Source organism: Halostagnicola bangensis (assembly GCF_054653435.1).
On record NZ_BAAIGG010000002.1, the window covers coordinates 1,636,494 to 1,654,881 of the forward strand.

Annotated in this window: 16 protein-coding genes; 9 read left to right on the forward strand and 7 right to left on the reverse strand. The window is 63.4% G+C overall.

The window, feature by feature from the left end:
• Positions 1-22: 22 nt before the first annotated feature.
• Positions 23-868 carry an ABC transporter permease subunit gene (locus ACYQ14_RS09765; protein ID WP_459887519.1) on the reverse strand — a complete coding sequence of 282 codons (846 nt, stop codon included), beginning with the start codon at positions 866-868 and terminating at the stop codon, positions 23-25.
• Positions 868-1,800, reverse strand: a complete 933-nt coding sequence (locus ACYQ14_RS09770; RefSeq protein ID WP_459887522.1) for an ABC transporter ATP-binding protein — start codon at positions 1,798-1,800, stop codon at positions 868-870. The genes ACYQ14_RS09765 and ACYQ14_RS09770 overlap by 1 nt, the downstream gene beginning before the upstream one ends.
• Positions 1,801-2,072: 272 nt before the next feature.
• On the opposite strand from ACYQ14_RS09770, the gene ACYQ14_RS09775 reads away from it, so the two are divergent.
• Both ACYQ14_RS09775 and ACYQ14_RS09780 read left to right on the forward strand, forming a co-directional pair.
• Complete coding sequence (locus tag ACYQ14_RS09775; protein ID WP_459887525.1) at positions 2,073-3,734, forward strand: HTTM domain-containing protein; 1,662 nt, start codon at positions 2,073-2,075, stop codon at positions 3,732-3,734.
• Between the two features lie 210 nt (positions 3,735-3,944).
• Positions 3,945-6,443 carry a DEAD/DEAH box helicase gene (locus ACYQ14_RS09780; protein ID WP_459887528.1) on the forward strand — a complete coding sequence of 833 codons (2,499 nt, stop codon included), beginning with the start codon at positions 3,945-3,947 and terminating at the stop codon, positions 6,441-6,443.
• Between the two features lie 26 nt (positions 6,444-6,469).
• Here the strand turns inward: ACYQ14_RS09780 and ACYQ14_RS09785 are convergent, their stop codons facing one another.
• From ACYQ14_RS09785 to ACYQ14_RS09795, 3 genes are all read right to left on the reverse strand, one after another.
• Complete coding sequence (locus ACYQ14_RS09785; protein ID WP_459887530.1) at positions 6,470-7,195, reverse strand: Sjogren's syndrome/scleroderma autoantigen 1 family protein; 726 nt, start codon at positions 7,193-7,195, stop codon at positions 6,470-6,472.
• Positions 7,196-7,278: 83 nt separating this feature from the next.
• A complete protein-coding gene (locus ACYQ14_RS09790) occupies positions 7,279-7,734 on the reverse strand; it encodes a GNAT family N-acetyltransferase (RefSeq protein ID WP_459887531.1) in 456 nt (151 codons plus the stop codon).
• Positions 7,735-7,842: 108 nt separating this feature from the next.
• Positions 7,843-8,292: a TIGR00725 family protein gene (locus ACYQ14_RS09795; protein WP_283836644.1), complete on the reverse strand. Its 450-nt coding sequence runs from the start codon at positions 8,290-8,292 to the stop codon at positions 7,843-7,845.
• Between the two features lie 141 nt (positions 8,293-8,433).
• On the opposite strand from ACYQ14_RS09795, the gene mdh reads away from it, so the two are divergent.
• Positions 8,434-9,348 carry a malate dehydrogenase gene (mdh, locus tag ACYQ14_RS09800; protein ID WP_459887534.1) on the forward strand — a complete coding sequence of 305 codons (915 nt, stop codon included), beginning with the start codon at positions 8,434-8,436 and terminating at the stop codon, positions 9,346-9,348.
• Between the two features lie 165 nt (positions 9,349-9,513).
• The gene (locus tag ACYQ14_RS09805) at positions 9,514-10,053 is read left to right on the forward strand and encodes a DUF4399 domain-containing protein (protein WP_459887537.1); all 540 of its coding nucleotides are present in this window, start codon (positions 9,514-9,516) and stop codon (positions 10,051-10,053) included.
• A 212-nt stretch (positions 10,054-10,265) separates the two neighbouring features.
• Here ACYQ14_RS09805 and ACYQ14_RS09810 read toward each other — a convergent pair whose 3' ends face one another.
• Positions 10,266-11,654, reverse strand: a complete 1,389-nt coding sequence (locus ACYQ14_RS09810) for a cytochrome P450 (protein ID WP_459887540.1) — start codon at positions 11,652-11,654, stop codon at positions 10,266-10,268.
• Positions 11,655-11,734: 80 nt separating this feature from the next.
• On the opposite strand from ACYQ14_RS09810, the gene ACYQ14_RS09815 reads away from it, so the two are divergent.
• Complete coding sequence (locus ACYQ14_RS09815) at positions 11,735-12,391, forward strand: helix-turn-helix domain-containing protein (protein WP_459887543.1); 657 nt, start codon at positions 11,735-11,737, stop codon at positions 12,389-12,391.
• A 13-nt stretch (positions 12,392-12,404) separates the two neighbouring features.
• Here the strand turns inward: ACYQ14_RS09815 and ACYQ14_RS09820 are convergent, their stop codons facing one another.
• Complete coding sequence (locus ACYQ14_RS09820; RefSeq protein WP_459887545.1) at positions 12,405-12,650, reverse strand: ferredoxin; 246 nt, start codon at positions 12,648-12,650, stop codon at positions 12,405-12,407.
• Positions 12,651-12,777: 127 nt separating this feature from the next.
• Between ACYQ14_RS09820 and ACYQ14_RS09825 the strand changes: the two genes are divergently transcribed.
• The 4 genes from ACYQ14_RS09825 (at position 12,778) to ACYQ14_RS09840 (ending at position 18,384) form a co-directional block, all read left to right on the forward strand.
• Positions 12,778-13,890 carry a poly-gamma-glutamate hydrolase family protein gene (locus tag ACYQ14_RS09825; RefSeq protein ID WP_459887548.1) on the forward strand — a complete coding sequence of 371 codons (1,113 nt, stop codon included), beginning with the start codon at positions 12,778-12,780 and terminating at the stop codon, positions 13,888-13,890.
• A gap of 68 nt (positions 13,891-13,958) precedes the next feature.
• Complete coding sequence (locus ACYQ14_RS09830) at positions 13,959-16,376, forward strand: ATP-dependent DNA helicase (RefSeq protein WP_459887549.1); 2,418 nt, start codon at positions 13,959-13,961, stop codon at positions 16,374-16,376.
• Entirely contained in the window at positions 16,376-16,936 is a 561-nt protein-coding gene (gene cgi121 / locus ACYQ14_RS09835; protein ID WP_459887551.1) for a KEOPS complex subunit Cgi121, read from the forward strand. The genes ACYQ14_RS09830 and cgi121 overlap by 1 nt, the downstream gene beginning before the upstream one ends.
• A gap of 77 nt (positions 16,937-17,013) precedes the next feature.
• A complete protein-coding gene (locus tag ACYQ14_RS09840; RefSeq protein WP_459887554.1) occupies positions 17,014-18,384 on the forward strand; it encodes an oxidoreductase in 1,371 nt (456 codons plus the stop codon).
• Positions 18,385-18,388: the final 4 nt, after the last annotated feature.

Below are 18,388 nucleotides of genomic sequence, written 5' to 3' on the forward strand. Positions count from 1 at the left end.
GGGGGTTTCAGCGAGGTGCCAGCTACAAATCACTCGCGCGGAACCGCCGATACCCAAACCACGTCGCAAAGACGATCCAACCGAGGAGCACGGCGACCGCGAACGTCGGCCGTTCGTAGAACGCTGGGTCTGCAGGAGCCCGAATGAAGGTCCCGCCCTCAAGATCGGGAAACGCTTCGGCGACGAGATAGGTGTACGCCGCAATCGGGTTCAGCGCGACGATAGCATCGTACCACGCGGGGTAGGTCTCCGGATACGACAGCCCGTAGCTGACGTACACTCCGAGCCGCGGAAGCTGACTCCAGACGTTGGCCGCAAAGATCACGAACGTGCCGAACGCGGCAACGGTCGCTCGAGTGGCCGTCCGGGTGACCGCCGAGAGAAACACCGCGAGCGCGGTGAACGTGACCCCGAGGAGGACGACCAAAACCACCGCGCCGACGAGGTTTCCCGGCTCGAAGGAGATCCCGCGAAGGTAGCCGACCGGAACGGCGGCGGCGATCGCGGCGAGTACCGCCGTCGTCATGACGAGGGACCGGCCGATCAGCGTGCCGAGAACGACCGTTTTCCTCGAGAACGGCAACCCGAGAATAACCGTGAGCGCGCCGCCCGTTCGCTTCTGAACGAGCGACGAACAGAAGAATCCGAGCGCGACAAGCGGCGTGAGCAACACGAGTACCGGGACGAGTTCGGCGAACAGGTCGACCTCCGAGGGCTCGACCACGGACGAGGACGCGGCGTTGTTGGCCACCCACGCGCCAACGAGCACGTACAGCCCGACGATGACCTGTGCCTGGCGCTCGCGGACGGTATCGCGAACGTCTTCGCGGACGTAAAGCGCCAACCTCGAGAAGCCGCCGGACGCCATCAGGCGACACCTCGAGTGTAGTTCTCGAAGAGATCCTCGAGCGACGTTTCGCTGGTGGTGACGTTCAACACGTCGACGCTCGAGTCGTGAATCGTCGCGATTACCAGCGCCTTCACGTCATTTCGACAGGCGACGACGACCGATGTTCCCGTTGTTTGCACGTCCGCGACGCCCTCGAGCTTCCGAATGCGGTCGGGAATCTCCGGCGGGACTGCCGACAGTTCGGCCGTGATCTGGGCAGATTCGTCGGTGTCCGCCCGGAGGTTCTCGAGGCTGTCGACGGCAACTAGCTGTCCGCCGTCGAGGATAGCGATTCGATCGCAGACCGCCTCGACCTGTTCTAAGATGTGACTCGAGAAGAAGACGGTCGCGCCGCGAGCGTTTTCCTCGCGGACGATCTTTCGCATGGTTCGTGCGCCGTTGGGATCGAGGCCGGTCGAGGGCTCGTCCAGTATCAGGAGGTCAGGTTCGCCGACGAGCGCCATCGCGAGCATGAGCCGCTGGGACATCCCCTTCGAGTACTCCTCGAGAGGGTATTCGTCGGGACCGAGCATGCCCACGCGCTCTATCAGTTCGTCCGGATCGTCCTCGGTGCCCTTTGCTTCGATGGCGAACTCGACGTGCTCGCGGCCCGTTCGCTCGCCGATCGGGCCGTAGCCGTCGGGAAGGACGCCGACGCGTTCTCTGGCGGCGACGCTCTCGGTTTGGACGTCGTGTCCGAGAACGTGAACTGATCCGTCGGTCGGTTCGGCGTACTCGAGGAGGAGGTCGATCGTCGTCGACTTCCCGGCCCCGTTCGGGCCGAGAAAGCCGAATATCTCACCTTTCTGAACGGTGAGATCGAGATCTTGGACGGCCGTGACCGAGCGGTTGCCGAGCAAGCCGTAGCTCGTGTACCGTTTAGTCACGCCGCGGAGTTCGATGGCGGCCATACGACAGACGTGTTACGATATTACCATTATCCTTTTGATCGGTTCGTGACGGAAGGGTTCTAGAAGTGACGGCAAACCCCGAGGAGGACGCTGTGCGTAGATCGTATTCGCGTCGACGAATTTCGCGGGTTTCGTAATGAAGTTCGCGCGACCGGAGGATCGAACGGTGACTCGAGCATCGAACTCGAAACGTCTCGTCCGCCGACGACGCATCGCCGAACCGTCGTTTCAGTAGAAAAACCTATACCGTTACTGTAGAATCACGACGACAGATGGGTCCCACGACAATCTCCTCCCTCCGCGAGTCGGGTAGCCGGCTTCGAAGTCGCCTCCGTGACGGCGTTCGGATCGACACGCGAACGCTCGCGATCTTTCGCGTCAGCGTCGGCCTCCTCGTCCTCGCCGATCTGTTCCTCCGGGCGCGGAACTTCGGATACTTCTACACCGACGGCGGCGTCGTCCCGCAGTCGCTCGTCCTCGAGACGGCCGGGACGTACCCGTTCTCGATCTACCACCTGACGACGGATCCGACCCTGATCGCGGGGCTGTTCGTCCTGCAGGGAGTGATCGCGGTCCAGTTGATCGTCGGCTACAAAACTCGGATCGCAGCGGTGCTCACCTTTCTGTTCGTCATCTCGCTGGACAACCACAACCCGTTCGTGTTGAGCTACGCGGACACGCTGTTTCGCCTGTTGACGTTCTGGGCGATCTTCCTCCCGCTTGGCGAGCGATGGTCGATCGACGCCGTCCACGCCGATCGCAAACCCAGGGCCGCCATCGCGAGCGTCGCCTCGGCGTTGATCCTGGGCCAGATGGTCTACATGTACTTCACGAACGGGCTGATTAAATCCCAGTCCGACGTCTGGACGAGCGGGGACGCCGCGCCGCTGGTGCTCGGCCTCGACGAGATGACGTTCCTGCTGGGCGACACCGTTCGCCAGTTCCCAGTCCTGCTCGAGTACGGCGGCCTGCTCTGGTTCGTTATGCTCCTTTGTTCGCCGCTCTTGTTCGTTCTGCGGGGCCGCCCGCGGATGCTACTGGCTGGGATGTTCGTCGCGGGCCATCTCTCGTTCGCGCTGACGGTCCGCATCGGCGCGTTCTCCTACGTCTCGATAGCCGGAATTTTGCTCTTCTTGCAGGCGCAGTTCTGGGACGATCTGGGTGCGATAGCGACTCGAGTGGGGATCGACGTCCCCGGCCTCGCCGCTCGAGCGACGGGACGTCTCGAGGGGGTTGCACGGCGAGTTCCCAATTCAGGATTCGCCGACGAGCGGAAACGACTCACCCTCGCCAGCGAGCGCGCGTACAGCCTTTCGCTGGGGGTCGTCGTCGTCACCGTCCTGTTCGTCGCCACCGTACTGGCGGTCAACGTCGGCGGGGCCGCACTCGACGACGAGAGCGATCAGGAGTTCGAAGACCGAATCGAGGGATCGGTCCACGAGACCCTCGAGGAGCACCGGGGCGTCGCGCAGATAGAGACGGTCGCCTCGAGTCTGGGGATCGATCAACCGGTCGGCTGGGGCGTCTTCGCCGGGCCGGATCCGCGGACGACGGATCGGTACTACGTCTTCCCCGCCGAGACCGAAAGCGGCGAGCTGGTCGATGCCTACAACGAGCGGCCGCTGGCCTACGATCGGCCCCACGACGAGTTGCAACTGCAGTACGACACCTACCGGGAGCGGTTCTACATGAACAGCGTCCGCCGCGGCGGCTACGGCGGAAACGACGTCCCCGCCGTACTGGCCGACGATATCTGCGAGCAGTGGGCCGAGGACCACGACGAGGAGCTCATCCGCCTCACCATGTACGTCGTCGAAGAGGACATCACCCACGAGACGATCGATACGCCCGGCGACCGCAACCGGGAGTACACGGAGTTCTACCGCCACGGCTGCGGCGACAACGAACCTGCGACCGTCCAACCGCCGGAGTGACGGGTGTCCAACCGCTGAAATGACGGGCGTCCAACCACCGAGATAACGGGCGTCAAACCGCTGGAGTGAGCGACGATCGAAGGAACTGAATATCGTCACGATGCCCGAACTCGAGCATCGACCAACCGCTTTTGCTGCGTTTCCGCCCATCGTGACTACTTCCACCGCGCTTTCTCAACCCTTAACAGCGGCCGCGTCGAACGACCGGCAATGGCAGCGACGGACGAGGACATCCCCTCCATCGATCACCCCCTACTTGCGCCCGACTTTCTCGAGCGACGACTCTACCAGCTGAAACTCGCGGGAACGGCGGCGGACGACCACACGCTCGTCTGTCTCCCAACCGGGCTGGGGAAGACGACGGTGAGCCTGCTCGTGACCGCGCGGCGACTCGAGGAGGCCGGCGGCAAGTCGCTCATGCTCGCGCCAACGAAACCCCTCGTCCAACAGCACGCGGAGTTCTACCGCGAAGCGTTGCAGATCCCGGATGAGGAAATCGTCGTCTTCACGGGCGACGTGAGTCCGGAGGATCGCGCCGAACTCTGGAACGAGTCGACGATTATCATGGCGACGCCGCAAGTCATCGAGAACGATCTCGTCGGCAGTCGAGTCTCGCTCGCAGACGTGACTCACATCACCTTCGACGAGTGCCACCGGGCAACCGGTGACTACGCTTACAACTACATCGCAGAACGGTACCACGCCGACGCCGACCACCCGCTCGTAACGGGGATGAGCGCGTCACCGGGCGGCGACGAGGAGGCCATCCTCGAGGTCTGTGAAAACCTCGGGCTCCACGAAGTCGAGGTGATGACCGAGGAGGACGCCGACGTCTCGGAGTTCACCCACGACACCGATGTCGAGTGGGAGCGGATCGACCTCCCCGAGCAGGTTATCGAGATTCGAGACGCCCTAAACGAGGTGATCAAAGAGCGCCTCGAGAAGTTAAAGGAACTCGGCGTCGCGAAGTCGACCCAGCCCGATCAGTCCCAGAAGGATCTCAATCGGATGCGCGCAGAGCTACAGGAGCTGATCAACAACGATCAGTCGGAGGGGTTCAAGGGGATGTCCGTCCACGCCGAGGTGATGAAACTCCGGCAGGCGGTGACGCTGGTCGAAACCCAGAGCGTCGAGGCACTCCGGCGGTACTTCGACCGGCAGCGAAACCAGGCCCGCTCCTCCGGGGCTTCGAAGGCGAGCCAGCGACTCGTCTCGGATCCGCGGGTCCGCGAGTCGATGCGAAAGGCCGAGAAGTACGACGAGCTCCACCCCAAGTATCGCAAGACGCGGATGCTGCTGGCTGAAACGTTGGGCCTCGACGGCGGCGAGCGCGTGATCATCTTCACCGAATCGAGGGACACCGCGGAGGCGCTGACGGACTTTCTGAACGACAGCTTCGACGCCAAACGCTTCGTCGGACAGGGCGACCGCGAGGGGAGCGACGGGATGACCCAGAATCAACAACAGGACGTGTTGAACGACTTCCGCGCGGGCGAGTTCGAGGTGCTGGTCTCGACCTCCGTCGCCGAGGAGGGCCTGGACGTGCCCGAAGTCGACCTCGTGCTCTTTTACGAGCCCGTCCCGACGGCGATTCGGTCCATCCAGCGGAAGGGTCGAACCGGCCGCCAGTCCGAAGGTCGCGTCGTCGTCCTGATGGCCGAAGACACCCGAGACGAGGCGTACTTCTGGATCTCGAGGCGGCGAGAGAAGGAGATGGAGAACGAGCTACGAGAACTGAAAGGGATGGCCGACAACCTCGAGGAGGAACTCGACGACGCCCAACAATCGCTCGCCGCGTTCGAGAGCGGCGGCGAACGCGCGGGGAGTGAGGCCAGCGATAGTGGTAGAAGCGAAAGCGAAGCGGAAGTGAACGCTGGTGCGACAAAATCGCCCGAAGGAGCCGCATCTTCCAGTGGAAGTGGGGGGGTTTCCGGTCAGCCCGGATTGCAGGAGTTCGACGCCGAATCGGCCGACGAAAGCGACGGAAACGAGGCGGACGGATCGAGCGAAGACGAGGTCGAAACCCACGAGCCACACGCGGAGGGAGACGCGATCGAAATCGTCGCCGACCAACGCGAGATGGACGCCAACATCGCTCGAGAGCTTTCCAAACGCGAGGAGATCGACATCCGCCTCGAGACCCTCGAGGTGGGCGATTACGTCCTCTCGGATCGGGCCGTCGTCGAGCGAAAGTCGGTCGCCGACTTCGTGGACTCGCTGGTCGGCGGCGATCGGTCGGTCTTCGAGCAGGTCGGCGCGATGGCCAGACACTACTCCCGACCGATCGTGATCGTTGAGGGCGACGGGCTGTACGAACAGCGCGACATCCATCCGAACGCCATCAGGGGCGCGCTCTCGAGTCTCGCCGTCGACTTCGGCGTGAGCATCTTGCGAACCGAAGACGAATCCGACACGAAGGAGTTACTCGGCGTCATCGCCGGGCGCGAACAGGAAACCTCGAGTCGCGAAATCTCGGTCCACGGCGAGAAACAGAGCAAGACCCTGGCCGAGCAACAGGAGTACGTCGTCGGTTCGATCGCCGAAATCGGGCCGGTAACCGCGCGATCCTTACTCGAGGAGTTCGGTACCGTCGAGGCGGTGATGATCGCGAGCGAGGACGAACTCCAGGCGGCCGACGGCGTCGGCTCGGTCACCGCAGAACGGATTCGGGAAGTTATCGGGAGCGACTACACTGGTTCCGGAAAGTAGCCGGGACCGAAGGGATCGAACGGTCCTTACCGCAACGCCGACAACGCCTCGCTCGCCTCGCGGGCGGCCTCGAGACACTCTTTGGCGTACCGCGGGTCGTCAGTTTCGGCGGCTTTCCGTGCGAATCGCTCGAGGGACTCGACCAGCGCGTCCTGTGCGACCTCGAGGTCGCCGTCGACGGGGGCGGGAGACGAACGACCGTTGCCGGCGGGGTCTCGACTCGACTGGTCCCCAACGGGGGTTCGAGACCGGTCAAATGGTTCGTCTCGAGCGTCGGACGGCTGAGCGGCCGTTTCGTTCGCGTTCGACGGCTCCGGCTCGTTCCGCGGTTGAGCGGGCGTGGCTCGAGACCCTGTCGATCGGTCGTTCGAAACCGATTCGGTCGGTTCGGGCCCGGATTCGGGAGCGTCGACGGTTCCGGATGCGCCTTCGGTGGTAGCGGGGTCAGCGCTATTCGATTCCGGTGATGCCGTCTGACCGTCCGAAGCGCCAGTTCCCCGAGTGTCCTCTTCGGCCGACTGGTCGGCAACGGACGCCTCGACGCCCTCGGCGGTGCCGTGACAGGACGGACAGAACGTCGTTCCGTTCTGCTGAAAGAGCGGATCGCCGCAGGTGTTACAGTGGGTGTTGGTCATCCGCGCCCCCTTTAGCAGGAGGTCGCTCATCCGCTGGGTCGCCTCCCGCTCCTGTTTGTCGCGCTCGTACTTCTCTCGAAGCTTCTCGCGCTCGGCTTCCTTGTCGAAGTCGCTCATACTCGTCTCAACGGGCTGGAACGTCGAAAAGGCTACGAAGAGGGTTGAAGGGGTTGAGAAATTGGATACGAGCGACCGCGTCGCTATCGCTCCTCGCCCGTTCGGCGGTACATCCCCTTCGATTCGGGTCGCGTCTCCTTGAACCCGAACCGGTCGTAAAAGCCGTCGATGTCCGCCATCAAGTTGACGTACGCCCGAGGCGGGGCGTTCTCCTCGAGGTGCGAAACGAGCGCGGCCATCATCGCCGTCCCGAGGCCGTTTCCCTGATGTTCGGGACGGACCGCCAGGTCGCCAATCTGGAAGACCGTCCCGCCGTCGCCGATGATTCGCCCCATCCCCACGACCTCCGAATCGGGCCCGTACGCGACGGTCACGCCGTAAAGAGAGTTTGGAAGGCCGCGTTCGATTCCCTCGCGCGAGCGAGCCGGAAGTCCGGCGGCGTCACGAAGCTCGGCGAACTGCTCGAGCGTTGGGAGCTCTTCGCGAAGATCGTAAGATTCGGGAATGGTGGCGAAATCGCTCTCGGAATCACTAGTCATACCGGAAACGAGGGGTCCAGCAACCGAAGGAGCGCCTGCTTCGACGCAGCGACGACCGGCGACGGCGGCCGCCGGTAACGTCGACCGGTGAGTCCCTCGAACCAGACATTATCTCTCCGCGACAGCTCGCTCGAGCGTCGCGACCGCCTCCTCGGGCGTCTCGACGGCATCGACGCCGGGAATCTCGTGGGTGTCGATTCCGACGACCGGGCGGTCGTACACCTGTGCGAAGCCGATTTCCGAGAGGGTCCCCGCACTGCCTGCCAGCGCGACGACCCCTTCACCGTTCATCGGAACGAGGACGTTTCGGGCGTGACCCAGTCCCGTCGCAATCGCCGTGTCGACGTACTCGTTCGCGTCGGTCCGGCGATCCGTCGGGAGGATCCCGATGGTCGCTCCGCCTTCGGATTTCGCCCCGCGACAGACCGCTTCCATCGTCCCGCCGAGACCGCCACAGACGACGGTGTGGCCGTTTCGCGCCAGTGCCTTCCCGACCGCCACGGCAGTTCCCTCCTGTTCGTCGGTAATCGTTCCGCCGCCGACCACGCTGACTCGCATACTCGAGACTCAAGGGCCGGCTGTATGATCGGTTCGGTCTCAGTCAGGAAGTCGACGAACACCAGTTCGACGATCAGTAAATCGTACAAATCGACGGGTTTCGACGGATTTAACGCGGGGGACGGTGCACCATTACGTGGTATGACGAAAGTTAGCGTGGTCGGCGCGGCCGGGACGGTCGGGGCCGCCGCAGGCTACAACATCGCGCTTCGGGACGTTGCAGACGAGCTCGTCTTCGTCGACATTCCGGACAAGGAAGACGACACGGTCGGACAGGCCGCCGACGCGAACCACGGCGCGGCCTACGACTCCAATACCGTCATCCGACAGGGCGGGTACGAGGACACCGAAGGATCAGATGTCGTCGTTATCACGGCGGGTATTCCACGGCAACCGGGACAGACCCGTATCGACCTCGCTGGCGATAACGCGCCGATCATGGAGGATATCGGTTCCTCACTCGCCAAGCACAACGACGATTTCGTCACGATCACGACCTCGAACCCCGTCGACCTGCTCAACCGCCATCTCTACGAGAGCGGCGAGCGCGCACGGGAGAAGGTGATCGGCTTCGGCGGCCGGCTCGACTCCGCACGATTCCGGTACGTCATCTCCCAGCGCTTCGACGTCCCCGTCCAGAACGTCGAGGCGACGATCCTCGGCGAGCACGGCGACGCACAGGTCCCCGTCTTCTCGAAGGTTCGAGTAAACGGTCGAGATCCCGAGTTCACTGCCGACGAAAAAGAAGAACTCCTCGAGGAGCTCCAGACCTCCGCGATGAACGTCATCGAGAAGAAAGGCGCGACCGAGTGGGGGCCGGCCACCGGCGTCGGCCACATGGTCGAGGCCGTCATCCGCGACACGGGCGAAGTGCTCCCCGCGAGTGTCACGCTCGAGGGCGAGTTCGGCCACGAGGACACCGCCTTCGGCGTGCCCGCCAAACTCGGTTCGAACGGAATCGAAGAGATCGTCGAGTGGGACCTCTCGGAGTTCGAACGTAACGAACTCGGCGAGGCCGCAGAAAAGCTCTCCGAGCAGTACGAGAAGATCTCCTAACTCGCGTCGATCGGCGCGACCATTTCTCGAGCCCGACGTATCCGGGTCCCGAGCGACGTTTTCCAGAGAAGACAGTAGCAGGATTTATCGACTATATCAATTGAGGAGACTGTCGGGTATCTCGACACCGGTGATTTCATACCCGTTCGCGAGAATAATACAATCATGGCTCCCGAAAACACAACGTACACACGGAGAAGATTCAGCGCTCTCGCGGGCGTCGGTATCATCGGACTGAGCGGCTGTCTCAGCGGAGACGATGACGACGAGCCGGAAGACAACGACGAGGAACCGAGCGAAGACGACAACGGCGAAGACGATAACGGCGAAATCGACGTCGGAGACCAGCCCGACGACGCAAGCGCGGTGATTACAACACCCGAGGACGGCGACACCGTCGAGTCGCCGGTCGAAATCGAGGCGGAAGCCGAAGGCATCGAACTCGCGCCAGCAGGAGAAGCTACCGAAGGTGAGGGACACCTGCACGTGCTGGTCGATCACGAGGGCTTCGAAGAAGGCGAAACCATCCCCGGACCAGGTGACGAAGCCGAAGCGGACGGTATCTATCACTGGGGTGACGGACAGTCCAACGGAGAGATCGAACTCGAGCCCGGCGAGTATGATCTAACCCTCCAGATCGCCGACGGACCACATCGCGCCTTCGGTGAAACCGACGAAATAACGATCACCGTCGCGGAGGAGTGAGGAAGTCACTCCGTCGAAACGATTTCACCGCAAAACGACCTCACATCGAAACGACCCCGAAAAACGAACCACTTCGTACTTGACGGCACTTTCGTAGACGACGTGCAGTCGAGATATGAACGACGTTTGAGAGGAGATTCCGATTCAGCCGTTCCGACCGACCGCGTCCGTCAGCCGAGAACCGATGCCGATCCGGTCGAACGAGCGCCGCGTTATCGCTTCCGCACTCGCGCCTCGAGCGGGCCGGGATCGAGCGTCACACCGAGCGACGGCTCGAGAGACTCCGTGAGGCGGCCGAACTCGACGCGGCTGACGATCGAGGCGAGGGCGAGTTGTAGTTCGATCATCGCAAAGCGCATTCCGAGGCAGTGGCGAGGCCCGCCGCCGAAGGGAAAGTACGCGTACTCGGGCCGTTCGGTATCGGCGAGCCACCGCTCGGGGCGGAACGTCTCGGGATCGGCCCACCAGCGTTCGTCGCGGTGGATGCCGTACGCCGAGAGCTGGAGGGTCGTGTCGGCCGAAATCCGATACCCGGCGAGCACCGCGTCCGTGAGTGGTTCACGGTAGACGCCCGTGATCGGCGGGTAGAGTCGCATCGCCTCCCTGAGAACGGCTTCGGTGTACTCAAGGCTGGCGAGGTCGCCGACTGCGGGGTCCCGATTGTCACAGACAGTCTCGAGTTCCGACTCGAGTTTTGCGCGAAGGTTTGGATTGCCTGCGAGGAGCCAGCACGCGACCGCGAGCGTGGTCGAAGTCGTCTCGTGACCGGCGAAGAGGAACGTGACGAGTTGATCTCGGATTTCGTCGGGCGAGAGTCGCGAGCCGTCTGGGTACTCCGCTCGAGCTAATACAGAGAGGAGGTCGTCACCCGTCGTGTCCGTCCGGCGGCGCTCCGTGACCAGTTCAGTGACGAGTTCCTCGAGGCCGGCCATCGCGGTCTCGTACTCGCGACCGACGCGGTCCGGAACCCACGACGGTATGAGCGAGCCGACAGCGAGGCGGCGGGGCGACGCATACTCGTTGACTGCGGTCGCCGCCCGCGTGACGGTTCGCGTGCGGTCGTCCTCGAGCGGGAGATCAAACAGCGTCCGGGCGAGAACGCGGACGCTGTAGGTCGCCAGACCGTCCCGAAGCGAGACGATGTCGCCGTCGTCCCACCCGTCGACGAGCGCGTCCGCCTCCGCGACCATCTCGTCGGCGACGGCGTGAATGCGATCGGGCGTAAACGACGACTGCAACAGGGTTCGCTGTCGACGCCACCGCTCGCCCTCCGTGAACGCGATTCCGTCGGGGGCGATAAGCTCGCCGAACTCGGTCTCGAACTCGCCCTTTCTGAACTCGTCCGATCGCGAGACGAGGACGGCCTCCACGACGTGGGGGTCGTAGACGAGGGCGAACTCGGTACCGTAGGCCCCGTAGGAGACGATATCACCGTGCTTCCTGGCAGACTCGAGGAACGCGATCGGGTCGCGGGCGATCGAAATCGTGCTCCCGATCAACGGAAGGCCGCGCGGTCCCGGCGGTCGGTCGGCGCTCGAGGAATCTGCCGCCAGCGACGCGGCATCGTCGGAGCGGAGCGAGTGCGGTTCGGTATCGGACATGTTCGTACGCAGGATGGGAAAGATGGTCGGCGTTTTCCCGAAGCACTGAACTTCTTTATTATGGAGCGTGACCGGCGAATATGCAATCAACGGATCTGACGCTCCGACTGCCCGAGCGAATGCAGCTGCCGGTTCCCAGGCCCGATTCCGAACTCGAGTTTCGCCGCGAGGAACTGCTTTCCTGGCACGTCGATCCCGAGACCGAGCGGGTGCGATTCCTCTCGCTGATCGTCGGCGACCGCGACAAAATCCGGGAGACGGCAACCGACCTGACCGTCGTCCACCGGTTCGAGATTACGCCCGTCGACGAGGACACGTTCTACGGCTACGCCGAGATGGACCTCCGGGGGGCCGACGAGGCGTTACTGGGAACGTTCGACGACTCCGGCCTCGTGATCGTGCCGCCGATCATCTACACCGGTCGCGAGAGCGTCCACGTTACCGTTCTCGGCGAGCCTGACGCGCTCGCGGGGCTGGTCAAGCGCTTCCCCGATGACGTCGGCGTCGAGGTCGAGCGGGTGAGCGATCACCAGCGGAAAGCCGAGACCCTCGCCGGGCGACTGACCGCGCGACAGTTCGAGGCGATGGAGACGGCTCGAGAACTTGGCTACTACGATATCCCCCGAACCGGATCGCTGGCCGAGGTTGCGGCGGCGCTCGAGTGTTCTGAAAGCGCGGTCTCGACGCTCCTGCGGACGGTCGAGTCGAAGCTTGTCGATGCAGCGTTACGACGGTGAGAAACGGAGCTACCTACGGAATCAACTGCTCGCCGTCGTCGTCGTAGATCGCGATCGCGTCGACGGGACAGGTCCGAGCGGCGAACTTCGCGTCGAGTTCCGCGTCGTCTGGCACCTCACGAACGAACACCCCCTCTTCTTTCTCTTCGCCCCCTTCGAGAACCGCCTTTCCCGCAGACTTGTCCTTCGAGAAGGCGTCCCATTCGGCGACACACTGGTACATGCCGATACACGTGTCTTCGTCGAATTCGACTTGCATACGCGATGGTTCGGGAGTCTTCGACATACCGCTTCCGGACCGAATTCCGTGGCTGACGGACGAGATGGCAATTCCCACACATATTGCCACCAGATTAAAATGAATGTAAGATAGGGTTAGTATTATAATGACGAGAGAGGAAAGATCACGAGAAACGTACAGTAAAGATCGAAGCCATTCACGACGACGGGTCGTCGCGGCGAGTGCGGGAATCGCTGGTGCTGGCGTTCTGGCTGCTGGGTACCATACCCAGATCGCTCGCTCGCAAGACCTTCCACCGAGCGGAACGGGCCAAGATGTCTACGCGGATGGCTGTGACGACATTGATCACTGGGAACTCGAGCTCGAGGAGGCCGCCGAGAGCTGGAGCGCGCGTTCGAGCCCGAGTCGATACTGCTCGGTTCCGTGTACGTTGACCAACAACGACGAATTAGCGGTCGGTCAACAGGTTCGAGTCGGAACCGGTAACGATGCAGACGAGTTCGAAAACGCGGTGTACACCGTTGCTTCGGAGCACCAAGACGAGACGCTCCGGTTGACGCCGAGCGGTCTCGACCGGATTGGGACGAGCGAGTCGGAGACGGTGACGGTCGGTTCGCAGGCGGTCCATCCGAGCTACGACACTCGCCAAGGTGGAGAGCTGAACGACGAGTACATCGAGTACGTCCTCGAGGAAGACGACGAAAACGGCGAGAGCGATGACGACGAAAACGGCGAGGACGAGAGCGGCGACGTCGTCGTGATCGCGCCCCACGGCGGCTACATCGAGTACGGAACGGACTTTCAGGCCGATCGAGTCGTCGAGGAACTCGGTGCGACGGGGTGGATCTGTTCGGGGTTCAACGAGGGCGGCGGCGCGTTCGATCGCTGGCACAGCTACTCGACGGAGATCCACCCGCGATCGTTTCCGGAACTGGACTCGCTTCTCGATCGAAGTTTCGAATGGGGTGTCGCGTTTCACGGCTACTCGAACGACGGCATCCTGGTCGGCGGAACCGCCGACGACGACGCGAAGGAGGTCGTGACGGACGCCATCTCCGAGCAGCTCCCCGATCGAACGGTCAGCGTGGTCGAACGCGACGCCACGGAGTACACCGGTGCGAACCCCGAAAACGTGCTCAATCAACTCGCACCGGTCGGACGGACAATTCAGCTCGAGCAGCCAGCCGACGTCAGAGGGCAAGAATGGGCGGGGATCGCCGACGGCGTCAGCGAAGCGTTCGAGGAACTCCTCGAGTGATCTCGAGTGCGTCTGCAGAGTCACACCGAGACGATACTTTAAACCGCGGGACGGCACAAGAGCGAGTAATGAACGTCGAGGAGCTGTCGGGGCTCCCGCTGGGGGCGCTCGAGCACTTTCAGGACGAGGGGATCGAGGAGTTGTACCCACCGCAAGCCGAGTCCGTCGAAGCGGGGATCCTCGAGGGGGAGAGCCTCGTTGCCGCCGTGCCGACCGCGAGCGGGAAGACGATGATCGCCGCCCTCTCAATGCTTTCTGCGGTCCAGCGCGGGGGGAAGGCACTGTACATCGTTCCCCTCCGCGCCCTGGCAAGCGAGAAAAAGGCCGAGTTCGACGCCTACGAGGAGTTCGGCGTCACGACGGGCGTGACAACCGGAAACTACGAGTCGACCGACGAGTGGCTCGCCACGAAGGACCTGATCGTCGCGACCAGCGAGAAGGTCGACTCGCTCGTTCGAAACGGCGCGGACTGGCTCTCGGATCTCACCTGCGTCGTCAGCGACGAGATTCACCTGATCGACGACCGGAACCGGGGACCCACACTCGAGGTGACCCTCGCGAAGCTCCGGGAGCTAAACCCCGGATTGCAGACGGTCGCACTTTCGGCGACAGTCGGCAACGCAGACGAAATCGCAGACTGGCTCGAGGCTGACCTCGTCGACACGGATTGGCGACCGATCGACCTCCAGATGGGGGTCCACTACGGCAACGCCCTCGAGTTCGACGACGGCTCGACGAGAGAAGTTCCCGTCGAAGGATCCGAAAAGCAGGAGGCCGCTCTGGTCCGGGACATTCTACAGGAGGGGGGTTCGTCGCTCGTTTTCGTCAGTTCGCGTCGAAATGCAGAAGCCGCAGCGCGGCGACTTTCGCAGGTCTCGAAGCCGGAACTCACCGACGAGGAACGGGACGAACTGTCAGAACTCGCCGACGACATTCGGGACGTCAGCGACACCGAGACGAGCAAAGACCTCGCAGACTGCGTCGAACGCGGTGGCGCATTTCACCATGCGGGACTCGCGAGCGAACACCGAACGATCGTCGAGGACGCCTTTCGCGACCGACTACTCAAGATGATCTCCGCGACACCGACACTCGCCGCCGGCGTCAACACGCCCGCCCGGCGCGTGATCGTCCGCGACTGGCGGCGGTTCGACCCCACTGCCGGCGGCATGTCGCCGCTGGACGTTCTCGAGGTCCACCAGATGATGGGCCGGGCCGGACGGCCCGGGCTCGATCCCTACGGCGAAGCCGTCCTGCTCGCGAACAGCCACGACGAGCGCCAGGAACTGTTCGACCGGTACGTCTGGGGCGAACCGGAACCCGTTCGCTCCAAGCTCGCCGCCGAACCCGCGCTTCGCACCCACGTTCTCGCGACCATCGCCTCCGGATTCGCTCGGACGCGCCGAGGATTGCTCGAGTTCATGCAGGCGACACTCTACGCGAGCCAGTCGACGGAGGGGAGCCGACTCGAGACGGTCACCGACGACGTGCTCGAGTACCTCGAGTCGAACGACTTCATCGACCGCGAGGGCGGACCGACGACGACAGGAACAGGAGGGACGACCGACGAGCAAGCAGAACCAGCGACCGACGCATTCGTTTCCGCCGCGGAGCTTACGGACGAGGAAACCGACAGCGACAGGGATCATGATGCTGGCAACGAGGTCGAACTCACCGCCACCAGCCTCGGACACACCGTCTCGAGGCTCTATCTCGATCCCATGACCGCCGCGGAAATTGTCTACGGTCTCGAGTCGGCGAACGATCGACCGACGGCACTCGGGCTTTACCAGCTGATCTCGCGGACGCCGGACATGTACGAGCTCTACCTCCGTTCGGGCGAGGACGAGACCTTCGGCGAACTGTTCTACAAACGCGAAACGGAACTGCTCGGCGACGCGCCGAGCGAGTACGAGGACGGTCGGTTCGAAGACTGGCTCGCCTCGCTGAAAACCGGCAAACTACTCGAGGACTGGGCCGAGGAACGCGACGAGGAGTGGCTCACCGACGAGTACAAGATCGGGCCGGGCGACCTCCGCGGGAAGGTCGACACCGCCGAATGGCTGCTCGGCGCGGCCGAATCGCTCGCGAACGAAATCGGAAGCGAGTGGACCGTCGCGGTCCGAGAGGCCCGCGCCCGCGTCGAACACGGCGTGAGCGAGGACCTCCTCGAGCTGGTTTCGGTTCGGGGCGTCGGCCGCAAGCGCGCGCGCCAGCTCTACGACGTCGGCATCGAAGGTCCTGCGGACCTCCGAAACGCCGACAAGGGAGTCGTCCTTGCGGTGCTAAAAGGGGAGAAGACGGCCGAGAACATCCTCGAGAACGCCGGCCGCGAAGATCCGTCGATGGACGGTATCGAACCGCGAACGGACCTTGAGGGCGTCGAAGTGACGACGAACGCGGGGAGCGACCAATCCGAAACGACAGCGGAGAACAGCGGGGCGAACGAAACCGACGACGATCAAGCCAGCCTGGGTGATTTTTGATGGAGCTACTCGAGGGGCTACTCGAACTCGAGGACCTCGACTCGTTCGTCGCCCGACTCGGCGAGTTGGGTGACCGCCACGGGGTCACGATTCAGGCCTTCGACGCGAGCTATATCGCCGGCGAACGCCACCTCGAGCGCTCTATCGAGCTGGCGGACCGGGCACGCGAGCGCGGCGAGAACGTCGCCCGCGATCGGGCCGTCGAAATCCTGCTGTACGCCGCTGGGCGAAGACAGATCGACCGAGCGCTCGAGATGGGCGTCAGCGACGGAGAGAACCGCGTTGTCGTACTCTTCGATGCCGGTGGCAACGGCGAGGGCAGCGGAGATGATGGCGAAAACAGCGACAGTGGCGAAAGCGGCGAAGACGGCGGCGAAACGCGGGCCCGCAAAGAGGTAATCGAAGCAGAACAGTTCGATCCCGAGCCGACGCTCAAGGGTCCGGACGAAGAGACGCTCCAGTCGTACTTCGACATTACGTCGGCCGAACGTGAGGCAACCGACGCGGGACTCGAGGATCTCGTCTGCGAGCGAGTTGCGTTGCTCGAGGTCGAAAAGTAGTCACCGGTGAGAGGGGTGACCGCACTCAGACTGCGACTCGACACTACGTTCTTGGTACTTCCGCCTGAATTTACACCATGGCCACGCTCGAGGATCCGATCGAAATTGGCGGAGTACGGGTCCCGAATCGACTCTATCGGGCTCCGTTACTCGAGTGCGCCGGAAACGGCCCCGACGCCGTCGACGCGCTGATCGAGGATCTCGAGCCCGCGGCGGAATCGGGGGTCGGACTCATCTGTCAGGGAGCGACCATCGTTCGCGGCGAGGGCGGGTGTGCCGCGCCGGGAATGACTCGCGTCCACGACCCCGAGTTTGTATCCCGGTTGTCGCGGCTCACCGACCGAATTCACGAACACGGCAGTCGGATCTTCGTCCAGCTCGAGCACGGCGGCCTCCGGAGTATGGAAACCTGGCACGCCGAGCACCGCGCCGAGAATCCGGATCTCGAGCAACTCGCCGTATCGAAGCCGCCGTGGCAGTTGCGAGTGCTCGATCGGCTCGGTTTTCTCTCCTGTGATCCTCACGTGCTGACGACCGAGGAGGTGTACGAACTGGCCGCGGACTTCGGCAGGTCTGCAAACTACTGTATCGAAGCGGGCTACGACGGCATCCACCTCGCGGGGGCGAACATGGGGATTATCCAGCAGTTCCTCTCGCCGTTCTACAACCGCCGGGAGGACGAGTTCGGCGGGAGCCCCGAGGCTCGCCTCGAGTTTCTCGCGCTGGTTCACGACGAAATTCGCGACCGGGCGGGGGACGTTCCGCTGTTGACGAAAGTGCCGGCTGAGACCGCCGCGCCGCCGTGGCCGGTCGTCCGGCGGACCCTCTCGCTCGAAGATGGTATCGAAATCTGCCGTCGACTCGAGAAAATCGGTTACGATGCCGTCGTTCCCGTCAACGCGTCGGTCGTCTGGGACATGAGCATCGTTCGCGGTGAATACCCCGACCGAGCATGGGCGAACGAGGCGATGGTCGAGGGGTACGACGCGGCCTTCGGCGGTCCCAATCGCCGACGGCTCGTCGCCGCGGCGAACTGGATACAATCGCTACAGTACGATTTCGAATCGGCCTGGAACGAAGGATTCTGTCGACGGGTTCGCGACGAAGTTTCGATTCCGGTACTTGCCGAAGGCGGAATACGGGAGCGCGGCGAAATGGATCGGTTGCTCGGCGACTCGAGTCGTCAATCGGGCTCGAGCCGAAACGGCGGGTCGGCGGCCAGCGACATGGTCGGCATGGCTCGACCGTTCTACGCCGAGCCGAAACTGGGTGCGCGACTGCTCGAGCCCGAATCGGCCGAGACTCGCTTGCTGTGTGAGAGTTGCAACAACTGTACGGTGCCGCAAGTGACCGGCGCACCCGGTATCTGTCGAACGCCAGCCGTACTCAGCGAACGCGGCGAACTCGAGCGCGCTGGCGTATACGAACGAGAAAGACGTGGGGGGTGAGACG

Excerpts from the sequence above, each read along its gene's own strand:
- ACYQ14_RS09805 (WP_459887537.1), top strand. The coding sequence starts at position 9,514 with ATGGCTCCCGAAAACACAACGTACACACGGAGAAGATTCAGCGCTCTC.
- ACYQ14_RS09780 (WP_459887528.1), top strand. The coding sequence starts at position 3,945 with ATGGCAGCGACGGACGAGGACATCCCCTCCATCGATCACCCCCTACTT.
- ACYQ14_RS09840 (WP_459887554.1), top strand. The coding sequence starts at position 17,014 with ATGGCCACGCTCGAGGATCCGATCGAAATTGGCGGAGTACGGGTCCCG.
- ACYQ14_RS09795 (WP_283836644.1), bottom strand. The coding sequence starts at position 8,292 with ATGCGAGTCAGCGTGGTCGGCGGCGGAACGATTACCGACGAACAGGAG.
- ACYQ14_RS09765 (WP_459887519.1), bottom strand. The coding sequence starts at position 868 with ATGGCGTCCGGCGGCTTCTCGAGGTTGGCGCTTTACGTCCGCGAAGAC.
- ACYQ14_RS09825 (WP_459887548.1), top strand. The coding sequence starts at position 12,778 with ATGACGAGAGAGGAAAGATCACGAGAAACGTACAGTAAAGATCGAAGC.
- ACYQ14_RS09785 (WP_459887530.1), bottom strand. The coding sequence starts at position 7,195 with ATGAGCGACTTCGACAAGGAAGCCGAGCGCGAGAAGCTTCGAGAGAAG.
- ACYQ14_RS09775 (WP_459887525.1), top strand. The coding sequence starts at position 2,073 with ATGGGTCCCACGACAATCTCCTCCCTCCGCGAGTCGGGTAGCCGGCTT.
- ACYQ14_RS09770 (WP_459887522.1), bottom strand. The coding sequence starts at position 1,800 with ATGGCCGCCATCGAACTCCGCGGCGTGACTAAACGGTACACGAGCTAC.
- ACYQ14_RS09815 (WP_459887543.1), top strand. The coding sequence starts at position 11,735 with ATGCAATCAACGGATCTGACGCTCCGACTGCCCGAGCGAATGCAGCTG.
- ACYQ14_RS09810 (WP_459887540.1), bottom strand. The coding sequence starts at position 11,654 with ATGTCCGATACCGAACCGCACTCGCTCCGCTCCGACGATGCCGCGTCG.
- cgi121 (WP_459887551.1), top strand. The coding sequence starts at position 16,376 with ATGGAGCTACTCGAGGGGCTACTCGAACTCGAGGACCTCGACTCGTTC.
- ACYQ14_RS09790 (WP_459887531.1), bottom strand. The coding sequence starts at position 7,734 with ATGACTAGTGATTCCGAGAGCGATTTCGCCACCATTCCCGAATCTTAC.
- ACYQ14_RS09820 (WP_459887545.1), bottom strand. The coding sequence starts at position 12,650 with ATGCAAGTCGAATTCGACGAAGACACGTGTATCGGCATGTACCAGTGT.
- mdh (WP_459887534.1), top strand. The coding sequence starts at position 8,434 with ATGACGAAAGTTAGCGTGGTCGGCGCGGCCGGGACGGTCGGGGCCGCC.
- ACYQ14_RS09830 (WP_459887549.1), top strand. The coding sequence starts at position 13,959 with ATGAACGTCGAGGAGCTGTCGGGGCTCCCGCTGGGGGCGCTCGAGCAC.